This window comes from Actinopolymorpha cephalotaxi (assembly GCF_013408535.1).
GTDB classification, from domain to species: Bacteria; Actinomycetota; Actinomycetes; order Propionibacteriales; family Actinopolymorphaceae; genus Actinopolymorpha; species Actinopolymorpha cephalotaxi.
Genome location: NZ_JACBZA010000001.1, coordinates 115006 through 134520, shown reverse-complemented (window position 1 = coordinate 134520; position 19515 = coordinate 115006). Strand labels below are relative to the sequence as shown.

At 73.2% G+C, this 19515-nt stretch carries 17 protein-coding genes; 4 read left to right on the top strand and 13 right to left on the bottom strand.

The genetic code is table 11. The features are described from left to right. Positions 1-171: 171 nt before the first annotated feature. The 5 genes from thpR to FHR37_RS00560 all read right to left on the bottom strand — a co-directional run bounded on the left by thpR (position 172) and on the right by FHR37_RS00560 (position 5695). On the bottom strand, positions 172-786 hold the full coding sequence (gene thpR, locus FHR37_RS00580; RefSeq protein ID WP_092889444.1) for an RNA 2',3'-cyclic phosphodiesterase: 615 nt from the start codon (positions 784-786) through the stop codon (positions 172-174). A gap of 16 nt (positions 787-802) precedes the next feature. Next, positions 803-2593 carry an MFS transporter gene (locus FHR37_RS00575; RefSeq protein ID WP_092889441.1) on the bottom strand — a complete coding sequence of 597 codons (1791 nt, stop codon included), beginning with the start codon at positions 2591-2593 and terminating at the stop codon, positions 803-805. Beyond that, on the bottom strand, positions 2590-2964 hold the full coding sequence (locus FHR37_RS00570; protein WP_238344775.1) for a MarR family winged helix-turn-helix transcriptional regulator: 375 nt from the start codon (positions 2962-2964) through the stop codon (positions 2590-2592). Before FHR37_RS00570 ends, FHR37_RS00575 begins: the two co-directional genes overlap by 4 nt. A 363-nt stretch (positions 2965-3327) precedes the next feature. Next, positions 3328-4101 (bottom strand): SDR family NAD(P)-dependent oxidoreductase, encoded by a 774-nt coding sequence (locus tag FHR37_RS00565; RefSeq protein ID WP_092889435.1) that lies wholly within the window; start codon positions 4099-4101, stop codon positions 3328-3330. Positions 4102-4198: 97 nt separating this feature from the next. Continuing rightward, positions 4199-5695 (bottom strand): NCS2 family permease, encoded by a 1497-nt coding sequence (locus FHR37_RS00560; protein ID WP_092889432.1) that lies wholly within the window; start codon positions 5693-5695, stop codon positions 4199-4201. Between the two features lie 170 nt (positions 5696-5865). Between FHR37_RS00560 and FHR37_RS00555 the strand changes: the two genes are divergently transcribed. Further along, the gene (locus FHR37_RS00555; protein WP_237769105.1) at positions 5866-6186 is read left to right on the top strand and encodes a DUF2530 domain-containing protein; all 321 of its coding nucleotides are present in this window, start codon (positions 5866-5868) and stop codon (positions 6184-6186) included. A 76-nt stretch (positions 6187-6262) separates the two neighbouring features. Here the strand turns inward: FHR37_RS00555 and FHR37_RS00550 are convergent, their stop codons facing one another. Continuing rightward, the gene (locus tag FHR37_RS00550; protein ID WP_237769104.1) at positions 6263-7078 is read right to left on the bottom strand and encodes a DUF3027 domain-containing protein; all 816 of its coding nucleotides are present in this window, start codon (positions 7076-7078) and stop codon (positions 6263-6265) included. A 143-nt stretch (positions 7079-7221) separates the two neighbouring features. Between FHR37_RS00550 and FHR37_RS00545 the strand changes: the two genes are divergently transcribed. Next, on the top strand, positions 7222-8871 hold the full coding sequence (locus FHR37_RS00545) for an MFS transporter (RefSeq protein ID WP_237769103.1): 1650 nt from the start codon (positions 7222-7224) through the stop codon (positions 8869-8871). Between the two features lie 32 nt (positions 8872-8903). Here FHR37_RS00545 and FHR37_RS32830 read toward each other — a convergent pair whose 3' ends face one another. The 5 genes from FHR37_RS32830 to FHR37_RS00520 all read right to left on the bottom strand — a co-directional run bounded on the left by FHR37_RS32830 (position 8904) and on the right by FHR37_RS00520 (position 13744). Further along, positions 8904-9287 carry a cold-shock protein gene (locus FHR37_RS32830; protein WP_092889426.1) on the bottom strand — a complete coding sequence of 128 codons (384 nt, stop codon included), beginning with the start codon at positions 9285-9287 and terminating at the stop codon, positions 8904-8906. A 170-nt stretch (positions 9288-9457) separates the two neighbouring features. Next, the gene (gene larE, locus FHR37_RS00535) at positions 9458-10900 is read right to left on the bottom strand and encodes an ATP-dependent sacrificial sulfur transferase LarE (RefSeq protein WP_237769102.1); all 1443 of its coding nucleotides are present in this window, start codon (positions 10898-10900) and stop codon (positions 9458-9460) included. Positions 10901-10970: 70 nt separating this feature from the next. Further along, complete coding sequence (locus tag FHR37_RS00530) at positions 10971-11858, bottom strand: META domain-containing protein (protein WP_092889423.1); 888 nt, start codon at positions 11856-11858, stop codon at positions 10971-10973. 67 nt (positions 11859-11925) lie between these two features. Continuing rightward, on the bottom strand, positions 11926-12432 hold the full coding sequence (locus FHR37_RS00525; RefSeq protein ID WP_092889420.1) for a type 1 glutamine amidotransferase domain-containing protein: 507 nt from the start codon (positions 12430-12432) through the stop codon (positions 11926-11928). 148 nt (positions 12433-12580) lie between these two features. After that, on the bottom strand, positions 12581-13744 hold the full coding sequence (locus tag FHR37_RS00520; protein WP_092889417.1) for a lysylphosphatidylglycerol synthase transmembrane domain-containing protein: 1164 nt from the start codon (positions 13742-13744) through the stop codon (positions 12581-12583). Positions 13745-14095: 351 nt separating this feature from the next. Here FHR37_RS00520 and FHR37_RS00515 point away from each other — a divergent pair, with 351 nt between their 5' ends. After that, positions 14096-16366, top strand: coding sequence for a helicase-associated domain-containing protein (locus tag FHR37_RS00515; RefSeq protein ID WP_092889535.1), 2271 nt, complete (start codon positions 14096-14098; stop codon positions 16364-16366). Between the two features lie 67 nt (positions 16367-16433). Further along, on the top strand, positions 16434-17324 hold the full coding sequence (locus FHR37_RS00510) for a DUF3152 domain-containing protein (protein ID WP_092889414.1): 891 nt from the start codon (positions 16434-16436) through the stop codon (positions 17322-17324). 8 nt (positions 17325-17332) lie between these two features. On the opposite strand, the gene FHR37_RS00505 is transcribed toward FHR37_RS00510, so the two are convergent. Further along, the gene (locus FHR37_RS00505) at positions 17333-18205 is read right to left on the bottom strand and encodes an HAD-IIA family hydrolase (protein WP_092889411.1); all 873 of its coding nucleotides are present in this window, start codon (positions 18203-18205) and stop codon (positions 17333-17335) included. Positions 18206-18230: 25 nt separating this feature from the next. Further along, on the bottom strand, positions 18231-19514 hold the full coding sequence (locus FHR37_RS00500; RefSeq protein ID WP_092889409.1) for an ArsB/NhaD family transporter: 1284 nt from the start codon (positions 19512-19514) through the stop codon (positions 18231-18233). Between the last annotated feature and the right edge of the window lies 1 nt (position 19515).

Here is a 19515-nt window from a genome sequence, read left to right as displayed (position 1 = left end):
CAGCGCGGGGTGGACCGCGGGCGGAAGAGTTCGAATTCCGTAAGGACCGGGGCTGCCTGCGACGGCGCCGCTCAGCCCCGGCTGACCGCCGTCACGACGACGATCGCCACGAGGAGCAGGAGTACGCCGGGGATCACCAGGCGCCGGTACCGAGGATGCACGTCTGGGAGGCTACCTCTCCGCGCTCGTGGGGTCGGCCCGGCCGGTGAGCGGCCAGTCCTCGACGGTCTCGTACCGCGAGTGCCGGCCTTCGCCCTGACCGAGGTGGGAGGCCACGAGTTCGAGCCGGTCGGCGACCCACTCCGGGCCCGCGTAGTCGGCCAGCGCGGCCGTCACCTGCCCCACGTCGGCCGGCTCGCGCAACCGGGCGAGGGTCAGGTGCGGCTTGAACCGCCCTTCGCGTACGTCCAGCCCGCAGCGGCGGGCGGCGGCCGAGACCGAACCCGCCAGCGCCCGCAACGTGCGCGGGTCACCGTCGACGCTGTCGATCCCGGCCCACAGCACCCTGGCCCGCCGGACCGAGCCGAAGCCCCCGCCACCGGCGACCCGAAGCCGCAGCGGCGGGTACCGTCCGGCGGCCCGGCCCAGGCGGCGGTGAAGGTCGGTGCGCGCGGAGTCGGGCACCTCACCCAGGAAGGCCAGGGTGAGGTGCCACTGTGCCCGCAGCGACCAGCGGTAGTTGTCGTCCGGCCCGTCCGGCGCGAACCGCTCACGCAGCCGGGCGAGCTCGTCGGCCAGGTCGTCCAGCACCGCGGGCGGCGGGACCACCGCGACGAACAACCGCATCAGCGCACCGCGCGGACTACCGGGCCGCGGATCGGCCGGCCTCGCCGCGCCGGGCCTGGCGCGCCGGGACCCGCGTCCGCCCCGGCCGCACAGCCGGCGGGATCGGGCCCGAGCAGCGGGTGGTGGCGACCGAACTCCATGCCGGCACTCTCTCACCGGCCGGCGCGGATGTACGGCGCACCGCCGACCGGGCCGGCGCGACCGGCGCCACCGGAGTGGGTCGCCGGTCCTCACCCGAGGCGTGTCCGTACCGGCGCACGCCGTCGTGGTACGCCTCCCGGCCGCCGTCCGGCGTACCGCCGTCGTGTCGCGGGTCGTCCCGGTCAGCCCTGCCGTCCAACCGCTCCGGCCCGTCCGGCGCGCTCGACCCGGTGCGTACGCCGACCGGTTCACCCCTGACCGGCTCATTCCCGACCGGTGCGGTCTGCGCCGGTTCGGTCTGCGCTGGTTCGGCGTCGATCGGGCGTTCCTGGGTGACCACCTCTTCCTCGGCGGCCCCCTCCGGCCCGGCGGCATCGGTCGGCAGCCCGGCACCGGTCGCCGCCGGCCGGTCCTGGGTCCACCACATGTGCAGGTGCGGCCGCGGCCGCAGGTGCGCCCGCATCACGAGTCCCTGCCGGTGGGTCAGGATCAGCGCGGCGCCGAGCGTGCCGAACAGGCTGATCAGGCCGCCGCCGATGAGGGTCCACCGGGCGCCGAAGGACTGGCCGACCCAGCCCACGATAGGCGCGCCGAACGGGGTGCTGCCGATGAACACCATGCTGTACAGCGAGATCACCCGCCCGCGCATCTCCGGAGTGACCGACAACTGCATCATCGCGTTCGCGGCGGTGATCATCGTGAGCTGCGCGAACCCGAGGAACGGCAGCATGAGGGCGAAGGTGAGGTAGGTCGGCGCCAGGCCGTTCAGCGCCTCCAGGATCCCGAAGATCACCGCGGCGACGAGCACGATCCGCAGCCGCGGCTTGCCCGTGCGGGCGGCGCGCAGGGCGCCGATCACGGCACCGACCGCGACGATCGAGCCGAGAACGCCGTACTCTCCGGCACCCTTGCCGAACACCTCGGTGGCCATCAGGGCGCTGGTCATCTGGAAGTTCAGGCCGAAGCAGCCGACGAAGAAGACGACCCACAACACGAGCATCAGGTCCGGCCGGCCGCGCACGTAGCGAACGCCGTCGCGGAGCATCCCGGGCTTGCGCGGGACGGGTGCGGCCGTGTGGAGCTCCGAGGACCGCATCCGGGCCAGGGCGACGATGGTCGCGGCGTAGGTGATCGCGTTGATCAGGATCACCCAGCCGGTGCCGACCCAGACGATGAGGAACCCGGCCAGCGCGGGCCCGATGACCCGGGCGCCGTTGAACGACGCGGAGTTCAGCCCGACCGCGTTGGGCAGGTCCTCCTTGCCGACCATCTCCACGACGAACGACTGCCGCGCGGGATTGTCGATCGCGCTGGCGACGCCGAACAGGAAGGCGATGAGGTAGACGTGCCACACGGCGACGACACCGGTGAGGTCGAGCAGGGCCAGCGCGGCGGCGGTGACGCCCATCGCCACCTGGGTGCACTGCAGCACCTTGCGCTTGGAGAAGCGATCGGCGATCAGCCCGCCGAACGGCGCGACCAGCAGGAACGGGAGGAACTGCAGGCCGGTGGTGATGCCGAGGGCGGTGCCGCTGTTGTGGGTGAGCTCGAGGACGAGCCAGTCCTGGGCGACCCGCTGCAGCCAGGTGCCGGTGTTGGATACTGCCGAGCCGGTGGCGTAGAGACGGTAGTTGCGGTTCCGGAGGGATCGGAACGTCTCGATCACGCTGCGGCCAGCCTTTCCAGGATCGGCGCCGCCTGGCGCAGGATCTCTTTCTCGTCGGGGGAGAGTTCACGAAGGCGCCGGGCCAGCCACGCGTCGCGTCGCTTCCGGTCCTCGGCGAGGATGCGGCGTCCTTCGTCGGCCAGCCGGACCACCACCTGGCGCCCGTCGGTGGGGTGCGCCTCACGCACCGCGAGACCGAGGGCCTCCAGCGAGCTCACCGTGCGAGTGGTCGACGGGGGCCGCACCTTTTCCAGGGCGGCGATCTCACCGATCGTCAACGCCCCGTGACGGTTGACAGTGGCCATCACGCCGAGCTGGTTCGCTGTGAGCTGGTGGTCGGCGGCGCGCTGGTTTCGCAGCCGACGGGACATCCGCATCACCGATATACGCAACACGCTTGCGAGGCCCGCGTCAGACTTCACGGGCAAGGTTGATGACGGCATGAAAGTTAGCGTACCTCATTACCTTTGCTAACGACCACCCGACGCCGAGCATTCCCCCCGCACGTTCCCAGCATGCAGGTAAGGGTTTCCGGTTTCGGCAAGCGCTATCCCGCCGTGGATGTGGTTGCGTTCCCACACTGTGGACAGGGGAGTTTCCGAGCACCGCGGAGGTTTCCCGCAACCGTCCAGACCGCGCATCCCGCGCCTTCCGGGCGCCCCGGTCCCGACGCCGAGAGGGACCGCGAACGGGGATCAGGATGGGGCGGGAGCGGTCACTCAGGCCGGCGATCCTCAGGTGACGGAGAAGCCGCCGTCGACGAAGATCGCCTGCCCGGTGATGTAGTCCGCGGCGTCCCCGGCCAGCAGCACCGCCACGCCCGCGAAGTCCTCCGGCAGCCCGTTACGGCCGATCATCGTCCGGGCGGCCAGCGCGTGCTCGCGGTCGGGGTCGCTCATCACCGCCTCGGTGAGCGGGGTGCGGACGAAGCCCGGAACGATCGCGTTGCACCGCACGCCCCGTGCCGACCAGGCCTCCGCCTGGGAACGGGTGAGGGCGAGCACGCCGGCCTTGGACACGCCGTACGCACCGCTGTTGCCGAACGCCCGGATGGACTGCTGCGAACCGACGTTGATGATCCGGCCCCAGCCACGGGCGGCCATCGCCGGGCCGAACCGCTGGCCGAGCAGGAACGCGGCGTCGAGGTTGACCGCCAGGGTCTGGTCCCAGTCGGCGGGGGTGAGCTCGGCCAGGGGCGGGCGGCGGTTGACCCCGGCTGCGTGCACCACGATGTCGGGCTCACCGAACACCGCCACCGCCTCCTCGGCCGCCCGGAACACCTCCGCGCGGATCCCGAGGTCAGCCTGCACGTGCGCGGCCTGGCAACCGGCCCGGCGCAGGGCCGCCACCGTCTCCAGCAGCGGGGGCTCCCGCCGGGCGACCACCACCACGTCGGCGCCGGCCCGGGCCAGGGCAGTCGCGATCGCCGCCCCGATCCCCGAGCTTCCACCGGTGACCAACGCCACCCGGCCGTGCAGCGAGAACAGACCTTCCACATAACCCGGCATGGGCACAGTGTCCCGTAACCTCCCGGCTCGTGCCGGACCGGACCCCGAAGGTCCCGCAAGGGCCCCGGCCGGCAAGCCCGGGACCCGGCGCAGGGCCTCAGGAGACGCCGAGGGCCTGCTTGATCGGGTCGATCGCGAAGTACACGACGAACAGCAGCGCGACCACCCACAGCAGCGGGTGGATCTCACGCGCCTTGCCACGGGCGGCACGCAGCACGACGTAGGACACGAAACCCGCGCCGATGCCGACGCTGATGGAGTACGTGAACGGCATCAGCACGATGGTGAGGAACGCCGGGATCGCGATGTCGTACTTGTCCCAGGAGATCTCGGTGACCTGGGTCATCATCAAGAACCCGACCACGACCAGGGCCGGCGTGGCCGCCTCGTAGGGAATGATCTCCACGATCGGCGCGAAGGCCGTGGCGAGCAGGAAGCACACGCCGGTGACGACGCTGGCCAGCCCGGTGCGCGCACCCTCGCCGACGCCCGCGGCGGACTCGATGTAGGACGTGGCCGACGACACCGACGCCGCACCACCGGCGGCCGCGGCCACCGAGTCGACCACCAGGATCCGCTGGGAGTTCGGCGGTACGCCGTCCTCGTCCAGCAGCCCGGCCTCGGAGCCGATCGCGGTCATCGTCCCCATCGTGTCGAAGAAGTCGGCGACCATCAGGGTGAAGATGAGCAGGACCGCGGCCACGACGCCGACCCGCTCGAACGAGCCGAGCAGGCTGAAGTGGCCGAGCAGACCGAAGTCGGGCACCTGGATCCAGTGGTCGGGCAGCCGCGGGACGTTCAGGCCCCAGCCCCGCGGGTTGGTGGCGTAACCGGGCCCGGCGGCGCCGACCTTGGTGATCGCCTCGATCACGATGGCCAGCACGGTGGCGCCGAGGATGCCGTACAGGATGGCACCGCGCACCTTGCGTACCACCATGATCGTGATTGCCAGCAGGCCCACCACGAACACCAGGACGGGCCAGCCGCCGAGGGACCCGTCGACGCCGAACTGCACCGGCACCGGCGGTGCGGCGGTACGCCGGACCAGACCCGCGTCGACGAAGCCGATCAGCGCGATGAAGAGCCCGATGCCGACACTGATCGCGGTCTTGAGCTCGCGGGGCACGGCGTGGAACACCGCCTTGCGGAAGCCGGTGAGCACCAGCACCAGGATGACCAGGCCCTCGAGCACGATGAGCCCCATCGCGTCCGCCCAGGTCATCGAGGACGCGATGCCGAACGCGAGGAAGGCGTTCAGGCCGAGCCCGGTCGCCAGCGCCAGCGGATAGTTGGCGACCAGGCCCATCAGGATCGTGACGACGCCCGCGACCAGCGCGGTGGCCGCGGCGACCATCGCGATGTTCGGCGAGGTGCCGCCACCGAGGAAATGCCCGCTCGCGTCCTTGACGGTGCCGATGATCAGCGGGTTCAGCGCGACGATGTAGGCCATCGCGAAGAACGTCACCAGCCCGCCGCGGACCTCCCGGCCGACCGTCGAGCCGCGCTCGCTGATCCGGAAGAAACGGTCGAGTCCACCGTTGGGACTGCTGTCGCCCTTTTCGGTGGTTACCGTGTCGGTTGCCGCACCGGCCATCGAAGGAACCTTTCTAGCCATGGAGGGCGGCCCGCGCCCCACGAGCAGGGCGCGCGCGCCCCTGAGAATCCGGCGGCAGCATGCCAGACGCCGACCCTCGGCCCGACGCGGAGGTGCCACCAACCGCGAATGATGTCCTACGTATGAGACGCCCGGGTTACGCTCGGCGTGTGAACCCGGACGAACCTACCCCGGATGCCGCGGCCACGGACGAGTCCGGTCGGCCGGCCGGCGGGCGGCTTCTCGCCAGCGAGGTGCACCCGCTCGACGTCGACGGCGTACGCACCGTCCTGGTCGGCATTCTGGTCTGGGCGGCCGCCCTGCTGGGCCTGCTGCCGTTCGCGTCCCGGCTGCGCGCGGCCGGCATGGAATGGTGGCTGTGGACGTGCGTGACCGGGATCGTGCTGGGCCTGGTCGGGCTGGCGTACTGCCGCTGGCGCCGCGACCGGATGCGGCAGGACTCGCAGGCGCGGTCCCGGCAGGGCGAGTAGGCAGAAGCAAGCAGAGCAGGCGCCGGCCGGACCGAGCAGGCCCCGGACACGGGCCCGGCTCAGCGACCGGGCCGGCTCAGCGACCGGATCGGCGGGACTTCCGGGGTTGGTACTCCAGGTCGTCGTAGCCCAGGGTGTCGAGCACGTGCGAGGGCAACCCGGTCGGCTCGGCCGAGGCGGGGGTGGGCGCCTGGATCTCGGAGTGCGCACCGCAGCCATGGTCGAACGCCACCACCTGGGCGTCGCTCGGCGAGAACTCGTTGCTGCACACCCCGAACACCGTGCCCAGCGGTCCGGCCAGCGGGACCAGGAAGGCGCAGGTGGAGCAGGCGGCCGGGGCGGCCTGCGCGACCGGGTCCTCCGGGCCGTTCGGTCCGGTGTACCAGCGTTCGGCGGCGTCGTCGCGGCCTTCCACCGACAGCACCCGGACCCGGCCGAGGCCGACTTCCTGGTTGAGGACGCGGAGGGAGTCGGCGGACCCGGTGTCGTCGGGGCCGAGGTAGCCGGGCACCAGACGGAAGTCGTCCGCCGCCGTCGGCAGGATGTCGCCGGGGCCCAGGTCGCCCGCCTGCACCCGCTGCGACCACGGCACCCAGGCGGGCGAGGTGATCGCTTCCGGACCGGGGAGGAGTACGACCTCGTCCACGGTCGCGGCCTTGGCCCGGGCGGCGCGGGCCACGCTGACCGCCCAGCGCCAGCCGAGGTAGCCGCGATGATCGGCGGCGAAGTAGTGGGTGACGACTCGCTCGCCCTCGGTCTCGCAGCCGAGGTAGGCGCCGACCTCGCCCTCGGCCGCGACCTCGCGGGCGGCGGCGCGCGCCAGCTCCACGGCCCCCGCGCACACGGCGTCGATCCGCACGGTCCGGGAAAGCCGTCGGGTGGTGGTACTCACGACAGCGATTCTCGCACGCGCCCGCTTGGTCCTCACCGGGTGCCGCGTCCCCGCCCGGAATGGCCCTCCCTGGGTCCGTCTCCGGTCCGGTCGTCGCGGGGGAGCACGAGACGCCGGTGAGACGACCGGGAGAGGATGTGACGGTGGAACCACGTGATCGCCCGCCGGGCCGGCCGCTCGGACCGCCGGGCCGCCGCGCCGGGCAGCGGGCGGCCCCGGACTCCCCCGGCGCCGACCGCACCCGCCCACTCGACGAGCAGCCGGCGGGCGAGAACGGATCCACGCCGAACGGGTCCACACCGAGCGGACCGACACCCAACGGGTCCACGCCGAACGGGTCCGCCCCGCCGCGGAACGACCCGAACTCCCCGCCCCGCAGGTCGCGTGCCCGCGCCGCGCGGGACGGGCTCACCCGCACCGCCGGCGTGGTCGGCGCGGCGGGCGCCCGGGCCGGCCGGGGAGCGCGACGGGCGGGTGGCGCGGGCGTCCGCCGGGTACGCCGGGCGACTCATGCCCAGGGCATGGGCGAGTCCGGGCTGGCCAAGCTGATCGAGCTGAACGCGTTCCACGCCGGCGGCGACGCGGCGATGGCCATCGGGCTCGCCGGCACGCTCTTCTTCGCCGTGCCGTCCGGCGAGGCCCGCGGCCGGGTGGCGCTCTACCTGCTCATCACGATGGCGCCGTTCGTCGTGGTCGCCCCGCTGATCGGGCCGTTCCTGGACCGCTTCCGCCGCGGCCGCCGATGGGCGATCGGCTCGACGATGGCGGTCCGGGCGTTCTTCTGCTGGGTGATGGCCGGCGGCGTCGCCACCGGCGCGCTGTGGCTGTACCCGCTGGTGTTCGGCTGCCTGATCGCGTCCAAGGCACACAACGTGACCCGGGCCGCGGCGGTGCCACGGCTGCTGCCGGACGGCGTCGCGCTGGTCACCGCCAACTCGCGGATCTCCCTCGCCGGCAGCATCGGCGCGGGTGTCGTCGGCGCGGCCGCGGGCGGTCTGGCGTACTTCGGTTCGCAGTGGCCGTTGCGGTTCGCGTTCGTGGTCTTCGCCGCGGGCACGGTCGCCGCGATTCTGCTGCCCACCCGGGTGGACTCCGCCGAGGGTGAGGAGGACGTCCGGATCGCCGACATCGGCCGGCGGCTGCGAGGCATCTCCCCCAGCATCGGGATGGCGCTGCGGGCGAACGTCGCGTTCCGCGTGCTGTCGGGCTTCCTGTTGATGTTCATGGCGTTCCTGCTGCGCGAGGTGCCGCTGCCCGGCTGGTCGGCGACCGTGCAGGTGGCCGCGGTGGTCGGCGCCGCCGGTGCCGGCAACCTGGTGGGTACGGCACTCGGCGCGCTGGCCCGGGCCCGGCGGCCCGAGCTCGTGGTGTCGGTACTCCTCGGCGTCACTGCCGTGGTGGCCGCCCTGGCCGCGACGTTCTACGGACTGGTGACGGTCGCGGTGCTGGCGTTCGCCGCGGGTTTCGCGCAGCAGGCGGGCAAGCTGTCACTGGACGCGCTCATCCAGCACGAGGTGCCCGAAGCCGTGCGGACCAGCGTCTTCGCGCGCTCGGAGACGCTGATCCAGCTGGCCTGGGTGGTCGGCGGCGGCATCGGGATCGTGCTCCCGCTGATCCCCCAGCTCGGGCTCGGGCTGTGCGCCGCCGGGCTGGCGGCGGGGCTGGTGGTCGTCCTGCGAACACCGCGCGGGTCGGCGTCTGCGCCGTCCACGACTACCCGGACGGCACAGTCGCCGCAGTCGGCGCAGACGCCACCGGGGCCGCGGACGCCGACCGGCGCGGCGGACCGCTGACGGCGCCTTCGGGTGACCGGGTGAGGCCCCGGTCAGAGCTCCAGCTCGTCGGCCAGCGCGCGTAGCACGGTGGACACCTTCTTGGACGTACGCGGGTCCGGGTGACGCTCGCGGCGGTAGGTGGTCTCCAGGCCGTCGAGCAGCCGGATCAGGTCCTCCACGATCAGCACCATCTCGTCCGGTGTCTTGCGCATCGCCTTGGACACGCTCGGCGGGGCTTCCAGCAACCGCACCGACAGCGCCTGGTCGCCCTTGCGGCCCTCGACGATGCCGAACTCCACCCGCTGACCGGCCTTGAGCGCGGTGACTCCCGCGGGCAGGGCGCTCGCCCGGACGTAGACGTCACCGCCACCGTCCTTGGTGAGGAAGCCGAAGCCCTTCTCCGAGTCGTACCACTTCACCTTGCCAGCCGGCACATCGACCTCACTCGCGCTGAACCCGAAGGTTGCGTAGAACGCGGACCGTCCCGCGCCCGTCCATGACAGTGGCCCCCGTCGCACGGGGGCCACTCCCAGCCTAGACGGCGCGAAGCCCGCACTCCACTACTTAGATCAGCTTCGCCGGTAACGGCTTGCGCCCGGCCGGATCAGCGGTAGCGCACCGGATCGGGCAGGAGCTCGTTCATCGCACCGGAACGGAAGCCCTTGGGATCGACCTCCGCCACCTCGAAGCCGGCCGCGAGCACCGCCTCGATCGCCTCGTCCATCCCGGCCACCTGGTCGACGAGCTCGGCGTCCACCTCGATCCGGGCGGTGTCGCCGACGTCGCGGACCCGCAGGTTGCGGTAGGGCGTACCGGACTCGGTCAGGACCGCCCGCAGGGCGACCTCGGCCTGTTCGACCCGGGCCAGCCGGGCCGGGGTGATCGCCAGGCCGTACGCGATCCGGCTGGACAGGCAGGCCGCGGCCGGCTTGTCCCAGGTGGGCAGCCCCCACCGCCGGGAGGCCTCGCGTACCTGCTCCTTGGTGAAGCCGGCGTCGCGCAACGGCGTGACCGCGCCGCGCTCGGCCGCCGCGCGGATACCTGGACGGAAGCCGGCCCGCGCGTCGTCGGCGTTGGTACCGGTGGCGATGTGGGTGAACCCGAGCCGCTCGGCCAGCGGGCCGAGCACCTCCACCAGCTCCGCCTTGCAGAAGTAGCAACGGTCGCCGGCGTTGGCGCGGTAGCCCTCGCGGGCCATCTCGTCGGTGTGCGGCGTGTGGTGTTCGACGCCCAGCGACTGGGCGAACTCCCTGGCCGGATCGAGTTCGGCGTCCGGCAGGGACGGCGACACGGCGGTCGCGGCGGCGACCTTCTCCGGTCCGAGCGCGCGGACCGCGGCGGCCAGCAGGAACGCGGAGTCCGCGCCGCCGGAGAACGCCACCATCACCGAGCCCAGGCCCGCGAGCTGGGTGTCGAGGTCCGCCAGCCGCTGCTCGATCAGGTGGTCGTCCAGCCAGTACGGGAAGTCGGCCAGGTCGGCGAGGACCACGTCGGCGCCGGCCGCGCGCAGGTCCTCCGCGGGCACCGGGCCGGTGGCGACGCCGAGCGCGAATGCCCCGGCGGCCCGGGCACCGCGGACGTCACCCAGGTGGTCGCCGGCATAGATGGCCGCACCGTGTGCCAGCAGCACCTCGCCCTTCTGCTCCGCCCACACGCTGCCGATCACCTCGTCCACCTCCAGCCCGTGGTGTTCGACGTGCAGCTTCGCGTGGTCGGTGTTCTTCGCGGTGACGACCAGCACCCGGCCGCCGTGCCGGCGTACGGCGGCGATCGCCTCGGCCGCGCCCGGCATCAGCGACGCCGCGCCGATCGCGGTCTCGGCGTAGAGGCTGCGGTAGAGCGCGACGACGTCGGGCACCTGCTCGGGCGGGAACCACAGCCCCGCTTCGTACTCCAGCGGTGGGCCGAGCCGGCTCACCGCGAGCGCGCTGTCGACGGCGACGCCCGTGCGGGCGGACACCGCGTCCCACACCGCGGCGATGCCGGGGCGGGAGTCGATCAGGGTCATGTCCAGGTCGAAACCGACGACGAACGTATCCGGGGCCACCCCTCGACCCTACGGGCTTTCGGACGGTAGCCGCCCTCCCACCCGTCGTGCGGCCACAACCGGACCCCGGTCAGCGGCCGGTGGGGTGCGCGGTGAGGACGAGTCCCCTGCCGCCGGGTCCGTCGATGGTGAGCTGGTCACCATCGATGTGGTACGCCACCGGGTCCCCGCCCTGAATCACGGCGAGGACGTGTTCCTCGACGCGCGCCCGGTCGTCAAGGCATCCCCTCGCCTCGGAGATGATCATTCCGAACGTCAGGTGCGTGCTCGTGTGGGTCACCGGGCCGCCCATGCCGTTGCACCCGTCCGACCCCCGCATCTCGTTCTCGGAGAAGACCATCCGGGCGTCGGTCGACCGCGCGATCGTGGACGCGGTGTCGCCGTCCACCAGGGTCGTCACGTCCCACCGGGTGCCGAGCAGCGGGCGGTCGGGTTCTGCCACCTCGCGGTCGAGCAGCACGATCCGGGTGCCCTGGTGCGGACGGTCGGCGGTCAGGACGAGCCGGTGCCCGCTGACCCGCCAGGACGGGCCGGCGGCCAGGAAGCTCGTCAGCCAGTGGTCCTGCGCGTGCCGGGGCGCGTCGCAGCCGATGTCGGTGCCGGCCAGCTCACCGACGGCCAACCGGTCGTCCTTCAGCGCGACCGTCCCGCCCATGGACGAGCAGCCCGCGTCGACGGCCAGCCGGCCGTCCTCGGTGAACTCCAGCCGGACGCGGGTCCCGGGCGCGAGCGTTCGCGGTGTGCCCGCCTCGGTCACGGCGGTGGAGAGGTACGTGTGACCGGTCGGCTCGGCCTTCCCCGTCGTGGTCGTCGTGGTCGTCGTGGTCGTCGTGGTCGTCGTACCGGTCGCGCGGCCGCAGCCGGTCAGGACGAGGAGGACCAGCCCGACCGCGAGGGCGCCGGGGATGCCGGGGCGACCGGGGCGACCGGGGCGGGAGACCGAGCGCGCGGTGTTCATGTCGTACGGACGAGAAGACCCCGCCCCGGGTTGCCCGGGACGGGGCGTTCGACGTGCTCGGGTCGGGTCAGGGCAGCTGCTTGAGCAGCGCCGCGCAGAACGCCGGCAGGTCGTCCGGCGTACGGGAGGTGATCAGGTTGCCGTCCTCGACGACCTCCTGGTCCACCCAGGTGGCGCCGGCGTTCTTCAGGTCGGTACGGATGGAGGCGACCGACGTCACCGTGCGACCGCGCACGATGTCGGCCTCGGCCAGCACCCAGCCCGCGTGGCAGATCGCCGCGACCGGCTTGCCGGCCTCGTGCACGCCGCGGGTGAGGGCGACCGACGCCTCGTCGGTGCGCACCTTGTCCGGGGAGTACCCGCCGGGTACGACGACCGCGTCGAACTCGTCGGCGCGTACGTCACCCGAACCCTTGTCGACGGTGACCTTGGAGCCTTTCTTGCCGGTGACCTGCCTGCCGGATTCCTTGCCCACCACGACCGCCTCGTGCCCGGCGTCGCGGACCGCGTCGTAGGGCTGGTGGAACTCCGAGTCCTCGAAGACGTCGGCGAGGAGGAACGCGACCTTCGCCATGGGGGCTCCTTCCGTGCTCGGATTCCGTGCTCTGGATGTGGTGCTCGGAATCGATGACTGCTGATCGGGTACCCGTCCTTCCTACCCGACCAGTCCGCCCGCACCCGCATCCGTTCGAGGGACGCCGGTCAGGTCGCGGTGTCGTCGGTCACAACAGGCCGCGCCGGCGCATCACGCCGACACTCACCGCACCCGCCGGCAACAGCATCCACAGCGTGACGAGTCGGAACAGCGCGACCGCGGGCAGTGCCACCGCGAGCCCGACGCCGGTCGCGGCGAGCGCGGCGGTCAGCGCGGCGTCGACCGTGCCGAGGCCGCCCGGCACCGGCACGGCGTTGCCGGCGCTGGTGCCGAGCAGGAGTACGGCGGCGACGGTGAGGATCGCGAGGTGACCGCCGAACGCGTGCACCGACGCCCACAGCGCGGTGATCAGGCCGGCGGAAATGAGGACGGCACCGGTCAGGCTGACCAGCGCCCGCAGGGGATGCGCCGCCATCGCGCGCAGCGACCTGGTGAGCTCCTTCACCAGCGCACGCGCCCGGCGGGTGAGCCGAGGAGACCGCCGGAGGACCAGGAGCCCGGTGGCCAGCAGAACCACCAGACCACCCACGACGTACGGAGTGAGCCACAGAACGTCGCCACCCAGGAGCTCGACGTCGGCGTTGGCGGCGTACGCGACCGGCGGCAACAGGCACAGCGCGAGCAGCACCTGCACACTCTGCGCCACCGAGACGGTGCCGACCGAGGCGGAGGTGCCGACGCCGGCGCGGCGGAGGTACTGCACGTTGACCGCGGCCGAGCCGACCGCCGCCGGCGACACGATCCGGACCAGCGAGCCGGCCAGCTGCGCACCGAACGTCGCACCGAACCGCAGCCGCACCGGGCTCGCGCCCATGAGGTTCCAGGCGTTGCCGGCGAGGGTGACGACCATGCCGAACACCGCGAGGCCCGCCCACCAGAGGTTCAGCTGCGAGCGCCACAGCCCGAGGTCGATCGCGTGCCGGTTGGCGTAGGCGAGCACGCTGACCAGCACCGCCACCGCGGCCAGCAGCAGGAGCTGCCGCGGCTGCCAGGAGAACCGGATTCCGGGCCGTCGCTCCGGCACGGCCGTCGAGGGAGCCGCCGTGGAGGGAGCCGCCTGCGAAGGGACCGCCGTGGAGGGGGCGGGCACGAGAGTGGACGGACGTACCGGCGTCTGCGTCCGGTCCGCCACCGCGACCCCGCCCGCGGGCAGGTCACGGCGCGGCCGCGCGTCCGTGCCCGGGGCACGTGAGGTCGCGGCCGGGACGGGCACCGGGGCGAGAGTGGTCACCGGTCATCTCCTACCTGAACGGGACGGATGGTAATCATCGGGGCACGGACCGGGTGATACGTGCGGTCGGACGTCGGGCAGGTTCCAGGCTGCCGTTCGGAGCGGCCGGCCCACATCAGGGAACGACCGCGCGTGACCCTGGAGGGGTGCTCAGGGTGGCCCAGGGTCCGTGCGCGGGGGTGCCGATCATCCACGCCTCGATCCTGCCGGTCCGAACCCACCCGGGACGTCGCCCGATAGTCGGGACCTTGCTACGACCTGGGTAGGGGTCGCCGGGCCGGAAGGATGGACGAAGGTGCCGTACGCCACACCGAACGCGACTCGCTTGCGCCGCGCTCTACGGTTGAGGTGATGCCCAGATCCACCTCGCGCCCCGCGACGCTACCCGAGACGTTGCGCGGGTTCGACGACGACGCGCTCGCGGAACTGCTCCGCAACCGCCCCGACCTGATGACGCCGCTGCCGTCCGACCTCGCCCAGCTCGCGTCCCGTTCCACCACCCGCAGCTCGCTGGCCCGCACGCTCGACCAGCTCGACCGGCGGGCCCTCGCGGTGCTCGAGGCGTTCGTCGTACTCCCCCGGCCGGCTCCCGAGGCCGCGGTCCGCACGCTGGCCGGCCTGCCGGACGCCCGTGTCAAGGAGACGTTGGCGCAGCTGCGCGGCCTCGGCCTGGTGTGGGGTCCGAGGGACGCCCTGGAAGTACCCGTCGCGCTGGCGGACCTGCTCGGCCCGTACCCCGCGGGTCTCGGCCCGCCCGCCGACCTCGACGACCTCGCGGGCGACGAGCGGATCGCCGCACTGCTGGCCGAGGCGGGGCCGGAGGCCCGGGCGGTGGCGGAACGACTCGCCGCCGGGCCGCCCGTCGGGATCGTGACCGCCGCCGACCGGCCGGTCACGGTGGAGACCGCGCGTACTCCCGTCGAACGGTTGCGTGCCCGCGGCCTGCTCACCGCGGCGGACGCACGGTCGGTGGTGCTGCCGCGCGAGGTCGGCCTGCACCTGCGCGGTGGCCGGCTCTACCCGGCCGAGCAGCTGACCCCGCCCACGCTGGAGGGCACCACTCGCGACCCCGCGCTGGTCGACCGCACCGCGGCCGGCACCACGCTGGAGGTCGTACGCCAGGTCGAGCAGCTGCTGGACGCGTGGGGTGCGGACCCGCCGCCGGTGCTGCGCGCGGGTGGCCTCGGCGTCCGCGACCTGCGGCGCACCGCCGGCGTTCTCGGCGTACCCGAGCCGAGCGCGGCGCTGTTGCTGGAGACGGCGTTCGCGGCCGGCCTGGTGGCCGTCGGCGAGGACGACTCCTGGCTGCCGACACCGGCGTACGACAGCTGGCTCGCCCTGGACACCGAACACCGCTGGGCACGCCTCGCCACCGCCTGGCTGGACTCCCCCCGCGTGGCCGCACTGGTCGGCAGCCGGGACGAACGCGACCGGCCGCGGCAGGCGCTGTCGGCGGAACTGGAACGCTCCGTCGCCCCCGGCATCCGCCGGCTGGTGCTCGCCGCCCTGGCCGAGGCCGACGCGGGTACGGCGCCGGGCACGGAGACGGTCACCGCGTGGGTGCGCTGGCGGCGGCCCCGGCGGATGACCGCGTTCGTGGAACAGCTCGTCGCCTGGACACTGGAGGAGGCGTCGGCGTGGGGCGTCACCGGGCTCGGCGCGCTGGCCGGCCACGGGCGCGCGCTGACGTCGGGTGCGGCAACCGGTGAGGAGGCGGCCGCCGCCGCGCTCGGCCCGCACCTGCCCGAACCCGTCGACCACGTACTCCTGCAGGCCGACCTCACCGCCGTCGCGCCCGGACCACTGCGCCCAGAGCTCGCCAGGTCGCTGGCCGCGATGGCGGACGCGGAGTCCCACGGCGGCGCCACCGTCTACCGCTTCACCGAGAGTTCCGTACGCCGCGCGCTGGACGCCGGCCGCACCGCCGCCGAGCTGCACGAGCTGCTCGCCCACCATTCCGCGACGCCGGTGCCCCAGCCGCTGTCGTACCTCGTCGACGACGTCGCCCGCCGGCACGGCCACCTGCGGGCGGGGTCCGCGACCGCCTACCTGCGCTGCGACGACCCGGCCCTGCTGGACGCCGTACTCGCCGACCGTCGTACGGCCGCCCTCGGGCTCCGCCGGATCGCACCGACCGTGGTGGTGGCCCGCCAGCCCGTACGCGCCCTGGTCGACGAGCTCCGCGCGCTCGGCTTCTCCCCGGTTCCCGAAACCGCCGACGGTGCGCTGATGCTCAGCGAGACCCGGGTCGGGCGTACGGCGGAAACCCCGCAGCGCACGCCGGTCACGGCGGGCAGCCGTACGCCCGAACCAGAGGTGCTGGCGGCCGCGGTCCGGGCCGTCCGGGCCGGTGACCGGGCGCGCGCGTCCCGGCCGGCGGGCGCGGCTGTCGGACAGTTGCGCCGAACGCCTTCGGGTGAGGCCGTCGACGTTCTCCGGGCCGCGCTGGCAGGTGGCTGGTCGGTGTGGATGGGGTATGTGGACCAGCAGGGGGGTGCCCTGGATCGCATCGTCGATCCGGTACGCATCGACGGTGGCTGGCTGACGGCGTACGACCATGCCGCCGGTGAGGCGCGCACGTTCGCGTTGCACCGCATCACCGGCGCGGCTCCGGTCGACTAGTCCGCCGATGCCGAACAGTGGTCGACTAGGGTTCCCCCGGGTTCGCACGGAGGGGAGCCGGACGTAGATGGTCAGTCGTAAGGAGTGGCGACTCCGGCGACGCCGACGGCTCCGGCGGTCACTCACCGTGCTCGCCTCGGCCGCGGTGGTCGCGGTCGCCCTGATCGCCGGCCTGCGCGGCCTGGCGCCGACGAACCCGTTCGACCGGGACGCCTCCGCGCGGATGCTCGACGCGGCGGACCGGACCAGCGGCGCCGGCAACGCGGACGACTCGAACGGTTCCGGAGACACCGACGGCAACGCGGCGTCGGAGGGAGTCCGGTCGGCCCTGCGCGGTGCACCGGACCGGGTCTCCCGCAGCGACGGGCGTACCACCCCGGCGACCGCGCGGCCGGCCCCCGAGTCCGCCCCGAGTCCGGTGACCGTCGCCGAGAAGGGGTCGGGGGTGCTGGTTGCGGCGCCGGGACACGCCGGGCAGTTCGGAACCGGCCGGGTCGTGCGCTACCGGGTCGAGGTGGAGGACTCCCTGCCCTGGCGCCCGGCCGACGTCGCCCGCGTCGTCGACGCGACCCTCGCCGACCGGCGCAGCTGGGCCGCGGCGGGCCGGGCGAGGTTCGAACGCGTCTCCGGTGAGAAGTTCGACCTGCGCATCGTGATCGCGTCACCGGACACCACGGACAAGCTCTGCGCGCCGCTGGGCACCGGCGGCGAACTCTCCTGCCGGATGGGCGACCACGTGGCGATCAACGCGCGCCGGTGGGCGGGCGCCGTACCAGCGTTCGGTGGAGACGTCCTGAAGTACCGCCGGTACGTCGTCAACCACGAGGTCGGGCACGCGCTCGGCGAGAGCCACGCCCGCTGCCCGGGGCCCGGCAAGCCGGCGCCGGTGATGATGCAGCAGACCAAGAGCGTCGGCGCCTGCAAGGCCAACGCCTGGCCGCTGCCCTCGGAGTTGTGAGCCGGCTCTCAGCCTCTGGGGCCGGCCAGCGCGTCCGGAAGCTCGGCGATGCTGTCCAGGACGAACGTCGGCGCCGGCCGCAGTGCCGCCGCGGCCGCCCGGTCGGTGATGCCGGTGAGCACCAGAGCGGTCGCCACGCCACCCCGGTGGCCGAGCTCGATGTCGGTGCCCGGCCGGTCGCCGACCACCACGACCTCCTCCGGCGCGCAGCCGAGGCGTTCGAGGGCGGCGGCCAGCATCAGCGGCGACGGCTTGCCGGCCACCGCCTCCACCCGGCGTCCGGTGGTCGCTTCCAGAGCCGCGATGATGCCGCCGCAGTCGGGCACCTCGCCGCCCTCCACCGGGCAGGTCGGGTCGGGGTTGGTGGCCACGAACCGCGCCCCGGCCCGCAGCGCGTTGAACGCCTCCAGCCACGTCTCGTACCGGAACGTCCGGTCGAAGGACGCCACCACCACCTCGGCCTGGTCGCCGCTGTCCACCAGCACCGCGCCGGCGGCGGTGAGCTCGCGGCGCAGGCTGTCCTCGCCGAGCAGGTAGACCTTCGCGCCGGGGGTCTCCTCGGCGAGCCAGCGGCCCATCACCACACCGGAGGTGAGGATGTCGTCGGCGGTGGCGGTGATGCCCAGCCCGGTGAGCCGTTCGGCGTACGACACGGGGTCGCGCAGCGGGTTGTTGGAGACGAACAGCACCCGCACGCCGTCGGCCCGCAGGCGGGCCAGCGCCTCCACCGCGCCCGGCACCGGTCGGCCGGACAGGTAGACGGTGCCGTCCAGGTCGCAGATCACCGCACGGCACCGCTCGGGTGCCGGGGCGGACTCGAGGCCGGCCGCCGGGTCGGGCACGGCGGCGGGCCGGGAGTCGGGGGTAGGGGTCGCGTTCATCAGCGCCAAGCCTGGCACGTCCGGGTCAGGCGTAGCGGAGCAGGAGGTACGGCAGCGCCAGCGCGACCGAGATCGCGGCGACCAGCGCGCCGTACTTCGTGAACTCCCAGAAACTGATCGGGAAGCCGTTGCGTTTGGCGATCCCGAGAGCGACGACGTTGGCGCTGGCGCCGACGGCGGTGGCGTTGCCGCCCAGGTCCGCGCCCAGCGCGAGCGCCCACCACAGGCCGGTCTGCCCGGCGAGCGGGCCGTGCGGTCCGGTGAGCTCGGCGACCACCGGCGCCATCGTGGCCACGAACGGGATGTTGTCCACGATCGCCGACAGCAGCGCCGACCCGACCAGCACGACGCCGATCGCCAGCGCGGCCTTCCCGCCGGTCGCCTCCGCCAGCCAGTGCGCGATGGTGTCGATCACGCCGACCTTCACCAGGGCCCCGACCATCACGAACAGGCCCATGAAGAAGACCAGCGTCTCCCACTCGACCTCCTCCAGGTAGGCGCCGGACGACAGTCCGCTGAGCAGGACCAGCACCCCGGCGCCGAGCAGCGCGACGATGGAGGGTTCGACGTGCAGGACGGGGTGCAGGACGAAGCCGAGCAGGACGCCCGCGAGCACCACGAGCGAGCGGCGCAACAGGGGGACGTCGCTGATCGCCTCGCGTTCGGACAGTGACATCACCTCGGCCACGCGTTCGGGGTCGGCTTCGAACGCGCGCCGGAACAGCCACCTGCACAGCCCGAGGAAGACCACCAGCAGGACCACGATGAACGGCGCCAGGTTGACGAGGAAGTCGTTGAACGACAGGCCGGCGCGGCTGGCGATGATGATGTTCGGCGGATCACCGACCAGCGTCGAGGTGCCGCCGATGTTGGAGGCGAGCACCTCCGCGACCAGGAAGGGTTCGGGGCGTACGCCGATCCGCTGGCACACCAGCAACGTGACCGGCGCGATCAGCAGCACGGTCGTCACGTTGTCCAGCAGCGCCGAGGCCACCGCGGTGAGCAGGCACAGCAGCACCAGGACGCGGTAGGGCCGGCCCCGCGCCCGTTTGGCCGCCCAGATGGCGAGGAACTCGAAGATGCCGGTCTGGCGGAGCACCCCGACGATGATCATCATGCCGAGAAGCAGGAACACGACGTTCCAGTCGATGCCGCTCTCGGCCGAGTAGAAGACGTCGTGCGCGCCGACGATCCCCAGCGCCAGTACGACACCGGCTCCGCCGAGGGCGGCGGCCAGCCGGGGAACGCGTTCGGTGGCGATCAGGGTGTAGGCGACGACGAACGCGGCGACCGCGATCCACAGGCTCATC